Origin of the sequence: Candidatus Chromulinivorax destructor, assembly GCF_003366055.1 — a bacterium.
GTDB classification, from domain to species: Bacteria; Babelota; Babeliae; order Babelales; family Chromulinivoraceae; genus Chromulinivorax; species Chromulinivorax destructor.
Window position 1 is genome coordinate 1,043,243 of the sequence record NZ_CP025544.1, and the last position, 15,447, is coordinate 1,058,689.

Genomic DNA, 15,447 nt, shown 5'->3' on the forward strand with positions numbered 1-15,447 from the left:
ATGAAACTAGGTAACAAAATTGTTGTGCATGATCTTACATTTTCATTTAACAAAAATAGTAAAAAATTTTTTGATAAGCTGCATGTTGATTTTGTGCCAGGAACACTTAATTTTATTCAAGGTAAAAATGGTGTTGGCAAATCGACGTTGCTTAAAATTTTTTCTGGTAATATGAGTCCAGACCATCAGTTACAGGGGACATTACATATTAATTGTGATGTGTATGACTTTTGTCAACCAGATACCATGAGTAAAGCTGTCGCATTTGTACCACAAAAGTTTGATGAGTTGCTTGTTGATTCATACTCGTTGTATGAAAATTTACAATTTGCTCAGATGTCTGCATATCCATCATTAGTAAGTTTGCCAAAGATAGTCGCATTGCCAAAGTTGCTTGATGAGTATGGAATTGATTATACGATACCAGTTTCATTATTATCTGGTGGGCAGCGACAAATTTTATCAATGCTCATGATGCTTGAACGTAACCCAAAAATATTACTTTTAGATGAGCCAACAGCAGCATTAGATGAAGAAAATACGAAACTAGTTATGAGCTTTTTGCAAAATTTATGCGTTGAGCAAGGAATGACAATTATAGCAATTGTCCATAACCAAGAATTGGTAGATACTTATGCTCCATCAGGTTATTTTGAGCTTGTACAACATGATGGCAAACGAGCTATCAATTTTGTTTCTTCAAAAATATGATGTTTATGCAGTATCAAATATTGTTAGTATAAAAAAGCGTATAGTTGCAGCCGCAACCATGTTTCCGGAGATGAGCAAAGCGATATCGCAGGTGCGTATGAGGTTTTTCATTTTTAGAGTTGAATAAAGATTTTCTGTGTGTAAAGTTTGTCGACAGAGTGTCGAAATTTGATTATAATTAATGAGTTATCGATTGTTTCGTGATAAAAATGCAACAGTATCTTTGTTGTTGCAAGGGTACATTCATGATTGAAGTATCCAAAGATTTTTTAAATAACATCAGAAAAGGTTACCTTCACTATGTCAAAAAAACCATTTAAAAAACCATCATTTTTCGGTGGTCCTAAAGCGTTATTTATAGCAATCATTGTGCTTGTTGGCTTATTGAGTGTTTTAACTCAATTAACTGATTATGCACGAAATATGAGTGATTTAACGTATAAGCAATATATAGAAAAAGTTCGTGCTGATGAAGTAAAGTCAGTTACGATTTCTGGCCAACATATTGATGGCGTATTTAAAAATGACCAGTTTTTCCAAGTAACTCTGTCATCTGCTGATCAGAGCAAATCATTTGTTATCTCTGGTACCATGCTTGGTCATGAATCAAAAAATACAGATGATCCAAATTTTCAAGCGACGATAGTTCAACGAGATGGTGATTTTGATCTACTTGATAAACATGGCGTGACGTATAAAATTATACCTCCTGCTGCGCCAACAAACGTTTGGTATGTTATTTTATTAGTTTTGTTGTTAGTCAGCTTAGGTCTTCTTTCTGCTTGGTATCTTAATAAACAAGGTAAAGGCAATAATAACCAAGGTGGCGGCGGTCTATTTAACATGGGCAAAAGCCGTGCTAAAATTTTTATGCCAAATACTATTAAAGAAAAATTCACCTCAGTTGCAGGTGCTCATGAAGCAAAAGAAGAGCTTTTTGATATTGTAGATTTTTTAAAGAATCCAGGTAAATATCGTAAAATTGGTGCAAAAATTCCTCGTGGTGTTTTACTGCAAGGTGAACCTGGAACAGGTAAAACATTGCTTGCCCGTGCTGTAGCAGGTGAAGCTCAATGTCCTTTTATTAGTGTGAGCGGTTCTGATTTTGTTGAAGTATTTGTTGGTGTGGGTGCATCTCGTGTTCGTGATTTATTTGCACAAGCAAAACGTAATGCTCCATGCATCGTATTTATTGATGAGATTGATGCGGTAGGGCGCCAACGTAATGGCAGCGGAAATGGTGGCAGTGATGAACGTGAGCAAACATTAAATCAGTTGTTAACAGAGATGGATGGTTTTGAAGTTAATGAAGAACCAATCATTGTTATGGCTGCAACAAACAGAGCTGATGTTTTAGATAAAGCATTGTTACGTCCTGGCCGTTTTGACAGAATTGTTAATGTTCCAGTGCCAGATTTATTATCGCGTGAAGAAATCTTGCATGTACATTTGAAAAAAGTAAAAATAGCATCTGATATTGATGTGAAAAAATTAGCTCGCGCAACAACTGGTTACACTGGTGCTGATTTAGCTAATTACATTAACACTGCGGCTATTTTAGCAACTAAAGCAGGTTTGACGCAGATTACTATGGTGCAATTTGATGAAGCTTTATACTCTAAATTACTTGGTAAATTAGCTAAAACTATTGTTATGACTGATGAAGAAAAAAGAATAACTGCGTACCATGAAGGTGGCCATGCACTCATTAACATTTTAATGGGTGACTTGACGAGTCCTTTGCATAAAGTTACTATTACTCCTCGGTCAGGTGGTTCACTTGGTGTTACGTGTTCTTTACCAAATAGAGAAAAATATTTAAAAACAGTTGAAGAGAATTTAGCTGATATTTGTATCTGTATGGGTGGACGAGCAGCAGAAATGTTAGCATGTAATGTTATGACGACTGGAGCAAGCAGTGATTTTGCTCAGGCTACAAGAGTTGCATACTATTCAGTAGCTCATGTTGGCATGACACAAGCATTAGGAATGGTTGTATATGATCGATCTCATATTGCAGATGCAACTCAAGCTAAAATCGATGTCGAAGTTGCAAAAATATTAGAACAAGAGTATCAACGAGCATATGCATTGCTTGTGGAGCACCGTGATAAATTAGAAATTTTAGCAGCATTGCTTTTAGAAAAAGAAATGGTTGAAGCTTCTGAAATTTATGAAGCTTTAGGAATGATTCAACCTGATATTGTAAAATTGGTCTAATATTGTAGTGGAGTTGTATGCAATATTTCGATCAAATTGAAAATATTATGGTCAGATCCGGGCAACTGGTTATGCAATATTTTCGCCAAGATCTAGAAGTTTATTGCAAAATAGATGGTTCTCTTGCTACAAATGTTGATATTGAAAATGAAATTTTTTTGCAACAGGAACTTTTGCGAATCATGCCAGATGCAGGTATAGTAGCTGAAGAGTCTGGGGCTCAAAATGAAGACCGAGAATATATGTGGATTATTGATCCTTTAGATGGGACCAAAAACTTTATTCAAGGAATTCCTCATTTTTGTATTTGTATCGCATTAACATTTCGTGGAGAGCCAATTGTTGGAGCGATTTATAATCCTATAACCAAAGATCTGTATTATGCAGAAAAAGGTTTAGGTGCCTGGTTGAATGGTAAAAATAAAATTGCTATACAGGATCAAAACTTTGAAAATACAGGTGTTTTAGTTGTGGTTGATGATCTTCAACTTAAACATATAAAATTACAGCAGGAGCTTAAAAGTGGTTGTAACAATTTGCAAATATCAAATCGGTATTTTGGTTGTGCAGGGCTTGATAGTGTGTACGTAGCAGCTGGGTATCTTAATTTTATAGTATTTGAAAATATAGCTTGGTGGGATGTAGCAGCAGGAATGTTGTTAATTGAGCAAGCTGGTGGAATGGTAGACTGGAAGATAAAATCAAGTGACAAAAGCATAAGTGGTAGGTTTATTGCTGGACATCCTTCGATTTTTAAACAGTTTTATATGATTGTTGATAGCAAAATTTGTAATTAATTTTCATTGTAGTAAACTAAAAGTAATAGAATTTATTTTGATAATAAGGTTAATTAAATGGCAAGAATTTGTTCTGTTTGCGACAAGCGACCACATGTCGGTAATAATGTAAGTCACGCAAATAACAAAACTAAACGTTGGATTTATCCGAATGTGCACAAAATGCGTTTTGTTCGTACATCAAGTCCAAAAGTTATTGTTGAGCGTGGCGCAGTTTGCACGAAATGTGTTAAAGCTGGTAAAATAACAAAAGTAATCTAAGGGTAAGGTTTTATCAATGGCTAATAATAAATCAGCAAAAAAACGCGTTTTGCAAAATGAAAAACGTCGCATGAACAACTGTTCTCGCCGTTCTTCAATCAAAACTGCAGTTAAAAAAGTTATGGCAGCAATTGAAACAACATCGACAACAGCAAATGTTGAAGTATTGTTCAATGATGCTCAAGCTAAAATTGCACGTGCAAAAGGTAAAGGCCTTTTACACCGCAACACAGCAGCTCGCAAAATTTCTCGTTTAGCTAAACGTGTAAATGCAGCGAATGCATTAGCAGCAGCTGCTAAGTAATTAGCTTCTGGTAGCGAAAAATTTATGTGGTGCTTGCATTGCATATAAAAATTTAAAATAGGTATATCATCACTGATATACCTATTTTTTTGTCATAAAAATATGAAAATTTGCTATTTTTTAGAGTTCTGGTTAACGATATTATGTTGAGCTTTATACTTTCCAACAGCGTATGCAGTTGCAAGTAATGCCCCATAAGCAGCAACACCAGGAACACCCCCTGCAGCAGCAGAACCAATTAACCCGCCTGTAGCTACGAAAGCAGGGCTTGTAAATGATTCAATTTCTTTTACATCAACATCGATGTTTGCAAGATGACATGGAGGAGCTACAATTAGCCCTGTAATAATAGCTGCACTTCCGCCAGCTATAAGTCCAATTCCTGCACCTATAGATCCACCGATGACTCCTTTTGCACCATCAATAGTATATGTTTTTAACGAATCAGCAGATTTGTATTTAGGGTGTGATGATATTGCACGGCGTGCAGCGGTTGAAATTTTAGATGATGCCATCGATGCAGCTTTGCTATTGAACATAGCATTCATGTAATTTGAGCAAGTAAGAGCGCTGATAAAAATAATGTGAGAAAATAGCTTTTTCATATTCAGATCCTTCAGGTAAAAAACAAATTTACAATTCATTGGTACTCAGGCTTATCATTAAAAAATAGATGCTGTCATTTGTCAAATTAAGATGAAGTTGAGTCAATCAAATTTTTACGAGAGAGTTTTGCCCTACGTTTTCTACGAAAACTCCGGGAATTGGCAGGCCAGTGGGCCTGATGTACTCTTTTTAAATTTTAGCCAGGTTTAATTTCTCAAAGGTTGCTTTATTTTTTGCATAGATTGACGTAGTTTGTCATGAAAAAAGCGTAACGTGGCCGCCGCCACCACTGTTTGCCAAGATGAGCAAAGCGATATCGTAGGTTTTTGTGCACATGTACATTTGGTTCACACAGCGTAGAGTAGAGGCTGCCAAAGATGTGTTTAAAGATGAGATAAACGGTGTCATAGATTTGTATCTTAATTTTTAAATTTGGTTTACTCAGCCTTGCTATACGGTCTTGTATATATTTATTTTAAGCTTTTCATGTAACGAGAAAGAAACTTTTGAGCAACGCTTGTTGCAACCGTAGAGCTTCCAGCATTTTCAAGTAAAATGATCATGACTAAAGGATCATTATCTTGATAATAAAAATAGCTTGCAAACCATGCATGGCAGTTATCCTGTTTTTCTTTCGTATCGATCACTCGGCTTTTAGTTTGTGCTGTTCCAGTTTTTGCATAGACGGTAATATTTTTTAATCGATTTAAATTTTTTGCAGATCCACTGACAATTGCTGATTTCATAGAATCTTGTAAAACATCAAGCGTTGATTGCTTTACATCAAGACAAGTTGTCACAACTTCAGTTTCTTGTAATATTCTTGGTTTAACCAAATACCCTTGAAATATTGAACCGACCATGCAGGCAATTTGAATAGGGGTTGCAAGCAAAAAGCTTTGACCTATTGCTGCAGATAAAGTTTCACCTTTCCACCATGGTTCACCTTTTACGACTCGTTTCCATTCATTTGATGGAACAATCCCCGATGATTCTGGAAACATAATATTTGTTTTTACACCAAGGCCAAATCGGTATGCATAGTCAGCAATCGTATCAATCGATATTTTTTTTGCTATTTCATAACATGCAATATTGCATGAGTGGACAAGGTTTTCTTTTATTGTTAATTTTCCATGTCCCCAGCGATTGTTGCAATAATATTTACGACCTTTAAACGTTGTGTAGCCATGACATAAAAATGTTGATTCTGGAGTAATAATATCGTTTTCCAGGGCAGCTGATATTGTCACGAGTTTAAAAATAGATGCAGGTGGGTAGGATGCGTTAAATGCTCGATTAATAAAAGGGCGATTTGTTTGCAGTTGCTTCCATTCTTCTGTTGAAATAGGCTTAAGAAATATTGAGGGGTCAAATCCCGGTTTTGATACCAGTGCTTTGATTGCTCCATTTTGAGGATCAAGCAAAATAAACGTTCCTGCAAGATCATCAGGCATTGTCAATTCAGCAAGCTCTTGCAGCGATATATCAAGTGTTAGTATCAGGTTTCTGCCCGATTGCGAGTTTGTTAAAGGTGTTTTATGAAGATTTTTACCAAATGAATTAATAATATTAGTTGTGGTACCATGCTTACCCTTTAAAGACTCTTCAAATATAAGTTCAAGTCCCATTTTACCAGCAGATTGTGTGTGTGTGCTATCAAGATCACCAAGATAGCCAAGTATGTGGCATGCCAGATTTTTGTTGGGGTAAAAACGTTTAAAGCTTGTGGTGATGCTGATGTTTTCACTGTCGGCGCACTGTTCAGAAATTTCACTTAAAGCTTGGATGTTAAGATCGCAGCCAAGTCGAACTACTGTTCCAAATTTTTCTGCACGGTTAATTTTTGAAAGTGGTGCTATGATTGGATAGTTGTATTTTTGTAAAATTGCTTCAATTTTTTGTAACATAGTACGTTGCGATGTTGTTAATTTACCGGTACCGGTTCCAATCCAATCGATTTGTGTAATAGGTCGATTCGTGGCAAGTAAATTACCTTTACAATCAAGAATATTACCGCGTAAAGGTTCTATGTTTTTGATGCGAGTGAAGTTTTTTTGGCTTATTTTATCAAGTCGTTGATGATGATAGACTTGTAGATACAATAATCGTCCAAAAATAATAAGAAAAAAAACAAACGAAGTTATACCAATTAAACTCAGTTTTTTTGTTGATTCTTGACTTCTGTACCGCATTATTTTAGCGTTGCCATCATCGAATTGATGGGATGCAATGTGTCATACATAGTTTGTAAATCTTTTGTTGTCACGTGCGTGTATTTTTCGGTGCTTGAAAGTGATTCATGACCCAAAAGCTCTTGCAATGCTCGCAAATCAAGTCCTGCATTTAAAAGATGCGTTGCAAATGAGTGGCGAATTTTATGCGGTGAAAGATGTTTTCGTACCGTTAAATGTTTACTAAACATGGTAAAAATTTTCTGAATCGATCGACTGGTAAGTCCTGCTCCTGAATGATTTAAAAACAAGGTTGTGTCACCTTTATCATTGAAAATTCGTTCATCGTGAATATATTGCAAGATCTTATGTTTAGCTTTTTCACCAAACAGTACGTAGCGTTGCTTTCTGCCTTTGCCAGTGATCAGGATAGTTTTTTCATTAAAATTAATATCTTCAATTTTTATCTGAGTTAATTCAGAGCATCGTATGCCAGTTGCATAAAATGTTTCAAATATAGCTTTGTCTCTAATAGGTCGTAATGACCCAAGATCAGCATCTTGGACTGTATCTAGTAAATAGAAAATTTCATCAGTTGTTAAATACGTAGGAAGTTTTTTTTCTATCGATGGTCGTGTCAGTCGAAGTTCAATTGAAATACCGCATGCTTTTAAAAAACGTTCAAAAGATGTAAAGCATGATATTTTACGTGCCATTGATGATTTTTGTGTTTTTTTATGAAACATAGAAATCAAAAACCGTTCAAGCGCTGTTTTGATAGTAATACCTTGCTCAGATTCAGTATTAATTTTTTCCCAAAAAGAAAAAAATTGATGAAGATCACTTGCGTATGATTTACATGTGTTTGCTGTTAAATTACGTTCTACTTGTACATAAACAAGAAAATCAGCTTTTTTTTCTAGAGCATCAAGGTAGTTCATACGTCCTTTAGTGGGTGTGTTATAAAAGGTTATATTCTTTGCAACGTCTATTAACTGAAGATCTATTAACACCTAAAAATTGTGCTATTTTACTTTGGCATTGAAATTGTTGCCATAGCATCGACATGATTTCAGCATCTTTTAACGCATGTTTACCAAGATTAGCAGCTTGTAACAGTTTTGGATTGGTAACGTTAAATTCAGGATCAAAATGAGTTTCATGGAAAATATGATTTTCTTTTGATTTTTGCGCAAGTAGATGTTGAATCTTCGATTTGAATTCTTGTAAACTTGCAGGTCTACGATCAATTAACTGCTCTTTATCTCGTTTAGAGATTTGCAGTAATGTCGTAAAATTACTTTCTTCAATTGCTTGGTGCGCAAAGCCGTCAATAAGTTCTTGCAGCTCTGTTTCTTCCATAGTCAGTAATGAAGGAAGTGCAAGTGTTGTTGTAGCAAGTTCTTTGTACAGTGTTATAGAAAGCTTGTTTTGATCAATAAGCACTTGAGGGTTTTGACTCATAGAGCAGATGATTCTCACGTCGCTTGATATTTTTTGTTCGCTTTTTACCATGGTAAAGATACCGTATTTGATAAAGTGAGCAAGCTTGTTTTGTGTTTCAAGATCAAGTAATTCAATATTTTTAATAAATAGTGTACCGGTTTTGTCTAATTTCTTGAGCAAGGATTCTTCTTGATCTTGCATTAAAATTGGGTTTAACCCAAAGAGTTTCATAGCAAGGTTATGATTGCTCGAAGTTGGTTTTAAGTCTAAAATGTGCAGTGTGTTTCGTAAGCTAATATGATGAATAATCTCAACAATCGACAAAAGGTCGTCACTATGACTTTGTAGAAACGTTGCTTTTTTGCTCATCGAGATTTCTAATAATTTTATTTTAAAATTAAGAAGTATTTCGCTATTGCTTGGAATAATTTGATTAATTAATTTACCAGATTTGGTTGTTTCTAAGTAGAGTAAATAATCGATTTGGGATGGATCTTGTAACTGATCAATATGAGTTTTAATAATATCAGAAGTGTCTGGGTAATGAATAGTAAAAATAACACCACCATTATGATCAAGATGGGGCACCCCGGTAATCATTAATTGTCTATTATTGTTGTCGTACAAAAATCGAGATTGAATCGTTCTAAATGATTCAACTTGTTCTGCAAGCTTTGCAATCGTAATAGTTGTCGGATGTTTTGTTTGATGATTTAAATTAATTGGTAAAAGTTTTTGTGACGTTTCATTACCAAGCGAAAATTTACCATTTTTATAGAACAGAACACCAATTTGAGCATTGGTTTTTTGTTTTAATAAAATTTTAATACTTTCTTTGTACTGATTAATTTCCTGATGTTTTAGGTATAAATCTTCTTTAATTTTTTTGCTTTCTTGCAGCAACGTTAAGATGTTACTGTTGTGCATAATATTGATTGCACTGGCAAGAAAAGTTCCAAAAATAACAATTTTATTTTGCTCTGCAATGCTATAAAATTTGTGAGTGTTGCTACGATTAATAGTTAAGTAAGCAATAATCGTGTTTTTGTCATACATTGGTAAAAATATCTCACTAGATATTTTTGTTAAGAAATTTGAAAGTGTGTGCTGGTTTTTATCTGCTGTATAAAACGCATCAAACATGACTTCGTCAGCAACTAAAATTCTATACTGTTTTAACAGGTTGACCGCTTCATAATCAGTGTTGATAAATGATTCTATAATATTGCTTATCGAGCTACAGGAAGCTTCATTATTATTTGAGCATATTTCTTGGTTGTTGCGAAAATTAAGGCAAACATTTTCTGGCGCTATTTGAAAATTTTCTTTAAAAAAGATTTGAGTAATAAAAATAATTTCTTGTGGAGTTGTTGCTAGACTTAGATGTTCAATCGTGTTCTTAAAACTTCCGGTAAGAGAAGTCTTTGATCGATCTTGCACTTTGTTTGAAAAATTTAAAAAACGAAATCGTGTGACATGCATACTAAAAAAAATGATAGCAATAGTCATGAGTATTGTTGAAACTGCTGGAATAATACCAGAAATATCAGCTTGGTTGCCTTGTGGTCCAAAAAGTGGAACATATTGCAAAAATTCAATAAATAGATACGGCAGCATAATATATTGTAAAAATATCGTGAGCTGTTTTTTTAAAATGATGGGTAAGTTTTTCTGGTGAAGTTTTATTAACACGGTAATAATCGAAGGTGTTACAATAAAAAATCTATACAATGATGCAAATTGATACATGGCATCAAGTGAAATAAATCCAGTTTTTTTATAAATTCCAAGTGTTGTAATATGTACAAAAATTGGAATGAGTACGCTATTGATAGCAGCAAATAGTTTTTGATACCATCGAAAGGTGAATTTTTTTTCTAAAAGATTTTCTATAAAGAGACCTAAACTTTGATATTGAATAAAGCTTATAATCCATCCAAGAATAATAAAGTGCAGGACATACTTTTCGTCGATAGAAATAATGGATAAATCGAAAGAATATCTCAGGATCCAACAGATATTTGCCATAACCATGCCAAATATTACTATTAATAAAAAATAAAAAGCAGGAGCCTGTTTTTGAGTAAGTTCATTATGACGTATATAAGTTTTAATTAATAAAAAACCTATAGTAATTGATACAATACACCCTATTATTTCTGTATAAAGACAAAATAGGTCGCTAGAAAATATAGTTATAAAATCGATTAAATTGATCATAAAAATTTGATTTTATGTTATATGGTTACTATACTCATTGTAATTACTAGATATTAACATTTTATTAAATTTGACGGAAGAAATTATATTTATGAATATAAAATATCTTATTTCTAACTTACTGGATTTGTCAAAATCTGCAAGTTTTGTTTTGATAGCATTTTTTTCATTCGTGAATGTTAATCAAGTAGATGCGTACTACACAGGATCAAAAAATGAAACTGTATGTCAAGGCCTTCCGACAAGTGCTGAGTCAGGAAAAGGAGGATCATCAGGTTCTGGAAGTGGAAGTTCAGGAGAAGGAAGTTCTACAGGTTCTGGAAGTGGAAGTTCTTCAACAACAGGTAAATAAGAGTTGTTTTTTGTATGTATGAGCAGTCATATATTTACCTACAAATTGAAAAAAAATGAAGAGTAGTTTCTCTATTGATTTATTAATTCAATTACTGCAAAAAGCTACTCTTCACGCAGTTCCGCCTATGACTTTATCAATAAGTCAAGCGTATCCAAGTAATCCTTACCCAATTTTAATCAGTTGTCTTTTAAGTTTACGAGCTCAAGATAAGGTGACGTTACCTGTGTCTCTTAAACTTTTTTCTCGTGCTCATACTCCTGAGCAGATGTTACTGTTATCCATTGAAGATATTGAATCTATTATTCGCCCTGTTAACTATTATAAAACGAAAGCAGCTTTGCTCCATAGCGTGAGTGCAGATTTACTTAATCGCTTTGCTGGTAAAGTTCCTTCCAGTAAAGATGAGCTCATGTCGATTAAAGGAGTTGGTTTAAAAACAACTAATCTTGTTTTAGCTGAAGCTTTTGGCATACCTGCTATTTGTGTTGATGTGCATGTCCATCGTATATCAAACCGGTTAGGTATTATTGCAACTGACACTGTAGAGCAGACAGAGCAAGCATTGCAAATAGTATTGCCTAAAAAATATTGGATAGAGTGGAATCGTTTGCTTGTTATGCTCGGCCAAACTATGTGTACCGCTCAATCACCGTTTTGCTCAAAGTGCCCGTTAGTAGATGTTTGTGATCGTTTTGGTGTGTTTAAGCATCGCTGAAAATGTAACTGGTTTTGATAAATGTGTTGTGCTTGTTATAGTGTTATTATAGTTACATGTTTCTTATTTGTATTTTATTGCATGATGTAGGATCTTTTTTATGATTAATTTTTCAAAACAGCTTGTGAGTGTAATTTTAATGGCTGGAGCTTGCATAGGATTACACGCTCAAGAGTTAGATATTCGTGATGACTTTGGTAGAACAGAGCTTATGAATTATGTTATATTGCAAGAAATAGTCATTGCAGCAAAGCAACAAGAGGTTGCTTGTTTATTTGATACTTGTTATGAATATCGCACAGTCTACCTAGGTCGCATTCATAATGAACCTATCTATAGTACCGTATTGTGTCGAAAAGCTTCTTGTATGGATAAAGACATTCAAGCATTACAAGATTGCAAAAAAGATCTTGCGGCATGTATGAGTACAACAGTTATAGATATTAATGCTTTCGTTGCAGCTGGTGCACAGCTTAAGGCGTATGACCATGCGGGTAATACTGTATTAAACTATTGTAAAACGTATGAAATATATAAAGCTTTGATTGATCATGGAGTGCCGTTTCAGTATGGCGCATGGGCATACTTTAATCCTGGTCAAACAGCGATTGCAACAGTGGCTATGGTGGCATTAACTGCGTATGTTATACATTTATATCAACAAGGTTATTTGTCGTATGATGCGTGTTTGCAATTAAAAAATAATATAGCAGCAGGATTAATAACAACGAGTAATGATGTGCAAAACATGATAACTAAATCATTAGAATATTCGTATGATCTATTTGATACATCACCTTGCAAAATAACAGTTCAGCATCGAGAAGATGGTATATGGCCAGAATTATTGTAGTATAAATTACGTTGACATCAGATGGATTGCATATTATTGCACCCATCTGATTTTTTTATTAAAAATTTTTATAAAGTAGAGGAATTGTTATATGAAATATTCATTCTTTTTTGTAGTAAGCTTAGTATGTTTTCAGTTACAAGCTGCTCCTGAGCATAAAAAATCACACAATCATAAGGTTGAAAAATCTGATCATGCGCTTATAAAAAAAGTTCATTATTCATCGATGGCAAATTTTGCTCAGTCAATTGAAGAGGGTAGAAATCATGTTGAAGAATATGTTACAACACGACCAAAATTATTAACGAAAGTTGAAAAAGTTTCCGGGTTAACACCGCTTGAAATTGCAGTTGTGGCTGATAATGAATGTGCCGTAAAAAGCATACTAGCTGCAGCCTTTGAAAATGATAAAAAATTAGCAATTTCTATGGCTATCGATAAAGCAAGTAAAGCTGGTAATACACATCTGGTAAATATTTTAAAATTTTCATGTATTGAAGATGAAGATGCACTGTAAAAATAAATGATTTTTGATTGACATGAAAAAGGGCGGAACTTTCTATAAAGTTCCGCCCTTAATTTTTAATTTAAAGATTTACCCTACGTTTTCTACGAAAACTCCGGGAATTTGCTGGCCGGTGGGCCTCATGCACTATTTCTTTACATTAAAAAAAGCGTAACGTGGCCGCCGCCACCACTGTTTCCGGAGATGAGCGAAGCGATATCGTAGGTTTTTTTGCACATGTAAATTTGGTTCACACAGCCTAGAGACATAATTCTAGAAGTTTTGCTTTTTCTAAAATATTTTCAAGCGTCAAGTTTTGTTCTTGTTTGCCCGAAACATGTCGCAAGGTGATGGTGTCAGATTCTAATTCTTTTTCACCGACTACCAGCATCCATGGAATACGGTCAAGTTGAGCAACTTTGATTTTTGCAGATAATGGCTCTGCTGAATCGTCAAGTTCTACACGCAAACCCTGAGCAGCTAGGCTATGCATAATTGATTGCGCGTACGCTTTTTCTTTTTCAGTAATAGGCAACACTTTAACTTGTACTGGAGCCAACCAAAAAGGCATATGACCTTTGGTGTGTTCTAGTAAAATTCCAAAAAATCTTTCAAGTGAACCAAAGTTAGCCTGATGAATCATGATCGGCTGTTGTTTTGCTCCACCAGATGCTACGTAGGAAATATTAAAGTTTTGAGGCTGGAACGGATCAATTTGTACTGTTGAACATTGCCATTGACGATCCATTGAATCTTTGATTTTCACTTCGATTTTTGGTCCGTAAAAAGCACCTTCGCCTTCTTGCACAATAAAGTCTTTGTTAGCTTTAGTTAATGCTTGTTTTAAAGCGTTCGTTACTAAATCCCAATACTCATCACTACCCATTGCATTTTCTGGTTTGGTTGAAATTGCATATTTAATCTCATTAAAACCAAAAAGGTTTAAAAGTTGATCAATAATTGCAACAACTTTGATAATCTCTTCTTCTACTTGGTCTGCTGTACAGAAAATATGAGAATCATCTTGCGTAAAAGCGCGAACTCTAAATAATCCGTGTAAAACGCCTGATAGTTCATGACGATGCACGTGACCAAATTCAGCAATTTTTAACGGTAACTCTCGAAATGAACGAGGCTTGTCTTTGTAAATCATGATCGCGCCAGGGCAGTTCATTGGTTTTACTGCATAGGTTTTTTCATCGATATTACAGTAGTACATATTATTTTTATAATGTGCGTAGTGTCCTGATTGCTTCCATAATTCTGAATCAAGCATCATGGGTGTTGAAACTTCTTGATAGTTGTTCTTCGTCCAAATTGTTCTCATAACCGCTTGTAAACTGTTAAGTATATGTTTACCTTTTGGATGAAAAAACGGGAAACCAACGCCTTCTTCCTGGAAAGAAAACAGGTCCATTTCTTTACCAAGTTTACGATGATCATATTTTGCAGCTTGTTCTTGACGTTGCAGGAACATACGAAGATCTTTTGCTGTTGGAAATGCTATGCCGCTGATGCGTTGCAGCGGTGTGCCTTCGCGGTCTGCTCGCCAGTATGAGCCGGAAATATTAGTCAGCATAAAATTCTTAAGTAAACCAGTTGATTTTACATGGCCACCACGACATAGGTCATAAAAATCACCTTGTCGAGAGAATCCTACTGTGTCGCCAGGAATACCGTCGATTAATTCAAGCTTGAATGGATTGTTTTTGTAAATTTCACGAGCTCGTTCTTTTGAAATTTCTTCATGGGTAATTTCTAAATTTTTTTGTGCAAGTTCAGTCATACGAGCGGAGATAAGTTCAAGATCGCTTTCTTTAAAATTGGTTTCTGGTTGAAAGTCATAAAAAAAGCCACTGCTGGTTGCAGGTCCAATGGTTAATCTTGTATTTGGAAATAGTTCAATGACAGCTTGACCAAGTAAATGGGCTGTCGAGTGTCGCAATATTTCTAAATCTTTATCATGTTCCATGAATCAATCCTTTTGTGTTAGCCATTTTTGTATAAATGTCTGAATTTTGCTAATGGGAGCCCTTTATATTCTATTCTGTAGGATAAATCGAATTGATGAAAAAAACAAATTTATGCATGATCTTAAACGTGTTTGTTCTGATTATTATTGTCTTGGGCAATTTTTTTATTTTTTTCTTGGTGCAAAAATTTTGTGTTCTCATAATAATTCTTTGAGTCATTGAAGTCTTTTCAATAAAACATCTTTGTTTGTTAGCTGGCCAGTTGTTTTAGTTTCAGTTTGTGATATTATTAAGATGTGTAATATTC

At 34.5% G+C, this 15,447-nt stretch carries 14 protein-coding genes; 9 read left to right on the forward strand and 5 right to left on the reverse strand.

Annotated features, from left to right (window positions below; all coding sequences use genetic code 11):
* The 5 genes from C0J27_RS04990 to rpsT all read left to right on the forward strand — a co-directional run bounded on the left by C0J27_RS04990 (position 1) and on the right by rpsT (position 4,293).
* The gene (locus tag C0J27_RS04990) at positions 1 to 711 is read left to right on the forward strand and encodes an ABC transporter ATP-binding protein (RefSeq protein ID WP_162801822.1); all 711 of its coding nucleotides are present in this window, start codon (positions 1 to 3) and stop codon (positions 709 to 711) included.
* A 300-nt stretch (positions 712 to 1,011) separates the two neighbouring features.
* Positions 1,012 to 2,931 carry an ATP-dependent zinc metalloprotease FtsH gene (ftsH, locus tag C0J27_RS04995; RefSeq protein WP_115586075.1) on the forward strand — a complete coding sequence of 640 codons (1,920 nt, stop codon included), beginning with the start codon at positions 1,012 to 1,014 and terminating at the stop codon, positions 2,929 to 2,931.
* A gap of 17 nt (positions 2,932 to 2,948) precedes the next feature.
* Complete coding sequence (locus tag C0J27_RS05000) at positions 2,949 to 3,728, forward strand: inositol monophosphatase family protein (protein ID WP_115586076.1); 780 nt, start codon at positions 2,949 to 2,951, stop codon at positions 3,726 to 3,728.
* Positions 3,729 to 3,785: 57 nt separating this feature from the next.
* Positions 3,786 to 3,989 (forward strand): 50S ribosomal protein L28, encoded by a 204-nt coding sequence (gene rpmB / locus C0J27_RS05005; protein ID WP_115586077.1) that lies wholly within the window; start codon positions 3,786 to 3,788, stop codon positions 3,987 to 3,989.
* Positions 3,990 to 4,005: 16 nt separating this feature from the next.
* Positions 4,006 to 4,293, forward strand: a complete 288-nt coding sequence (rpsT, locus tag C0J27_RS05010; RefSeq protein WP_115586078.1) for a 30S ribosomal protein S20 — start codon at positions 4,006 to 4,008, stop codon at positions 4,291 to 4,293.
* 113 nt (positions 4,294 to 4,406) lie between these two features.
* Here rpsT and C0J27_RS05015 read toward each other — a convergent pair whose 3' ends face one another.
* The 4 genes from C0J27_RS05015 to C0J27_RS05030 form a co-directional block, all read right to left on the reverse strand.
* Positions 4,407 to 4,898, reverse strand: a complete 492-nt coding sequence (locus C0J27_RS05015) for a hypothetical protein (RefSeq protein ID WP_115586079.1) — start codon at positions 4,896 to 4,898, stop codon at positions 4,407 to 4,409.
* 471 nt (positions 4,899 to 5,369) lie between these two features.
* A complete protein-coding gene (mrdA, locus tag C0J27_RS05020; RefSeq protein WP_115586080.1) occupies positions 5,370 to 7,094 on the reverse strand; it encodes a penicillin-binding protein 2 in 1,725 nt (574 codons plus the stop codon).
* Positions 7,094 to 8,014, reverse strand: a complete 921-nt coding sequence (xerA, locus tag C0J27_RS05025; protein ID WP_115586081.1) for a site-specific tyrosine recombinase/integron integrase — start codon at positions 8,012 to 8,014, stop codon at positions 7,094 to 7,096. Before xerA ends, mrdA begins: the two co-directional genes overlap by 1 nt.
* Positions 8,015 to 8,033: 19 nt before the next feature.
* Positions 8,034 to 10,739 carry a sigma 54-interacting transcriptional regulator gene (locus tag C0J27_RS05030; protein ID WP_115586082.1) on the reverse strand — a complete coding sequence of 902 codons (2,706 nt, stop codon included), beginning with the start codon at positions 10,737 to 10,739 and terminating at the stop codon, positions 8,034 to 8,036.
* Between the two features lie 91 nt (positions 10,740 to 10,830).
* On the opposite strand from C0J27_RS05030, the gene C0J27_RS05755 reads away from it, so the two are divergent.
* The 4 genes from C0J27_RS05755 (at position 10,831) to C0J27_RS05050 (ending at position 13,179) form a co-directional block, all read left to right on the forward strand.
* On the forward strand, positions 10,831 to 11,091 hold the full coding sequence (locus C0J27_RS05755) for a hypothetical protein (protein ID WP_252120572.1): 261 nt from the start codon (positions 10,831 to 10,833) through the stop codon (positions 11,089 to 11,091).
* Positions 11,092 to 11,146: 55 nt separating this feature from the next.
* Entirely contained in the window at positions 11,147 to 11,809 is a 663-nt protein-coding gene (locus tag C0J27_RS05040; protein ID WP_115586083.1) for an endonuclease III domain-containing protein, read from the forward strand.
* 100 nt (positions 11,810 to 11,909) lie between these two features.
* A complete protein-coding gene (locus tag C0J27_RS05045) occupies positions 11,910 to 12,662 on the forward strand; it encodes a hypothetical protein (protein ID WP_115586084.1) in 753 nt (250 codons plus the stop codon).
* A gap of 91 nt (positions 12,663 to 12,753) precedes the next feature.
* Positions 12,754 to 13,179, forward strand: coding sequence for a hypothetical protein (locus C0J27_RS05050; protein WP_115586085.1), 426 nt, complete (start codon positions 12,754 to 12,756; stop codon positions 13,177 to 13,179).
* Between the two features lie 247 nt (positions 13,180 to 13,426).
* On the opposite strand, the gene thrS is transcribed toward C0J27_RS05050, so the two are convergent.
* Positions 13,427 to 15,139, reverse strand: a complete 1,713-nt coding sequence (thrS, locus tag C0J27_RS05055; protein WP_115586086.1) for a threonine--tRNA ligase — start codon at positions 15,137 to 15,139, stop codon at positions 13,427 to 13,429.
* Between the last annotated feature and the right edge of the window lie 308 nt (positions 15,140 to 15,447).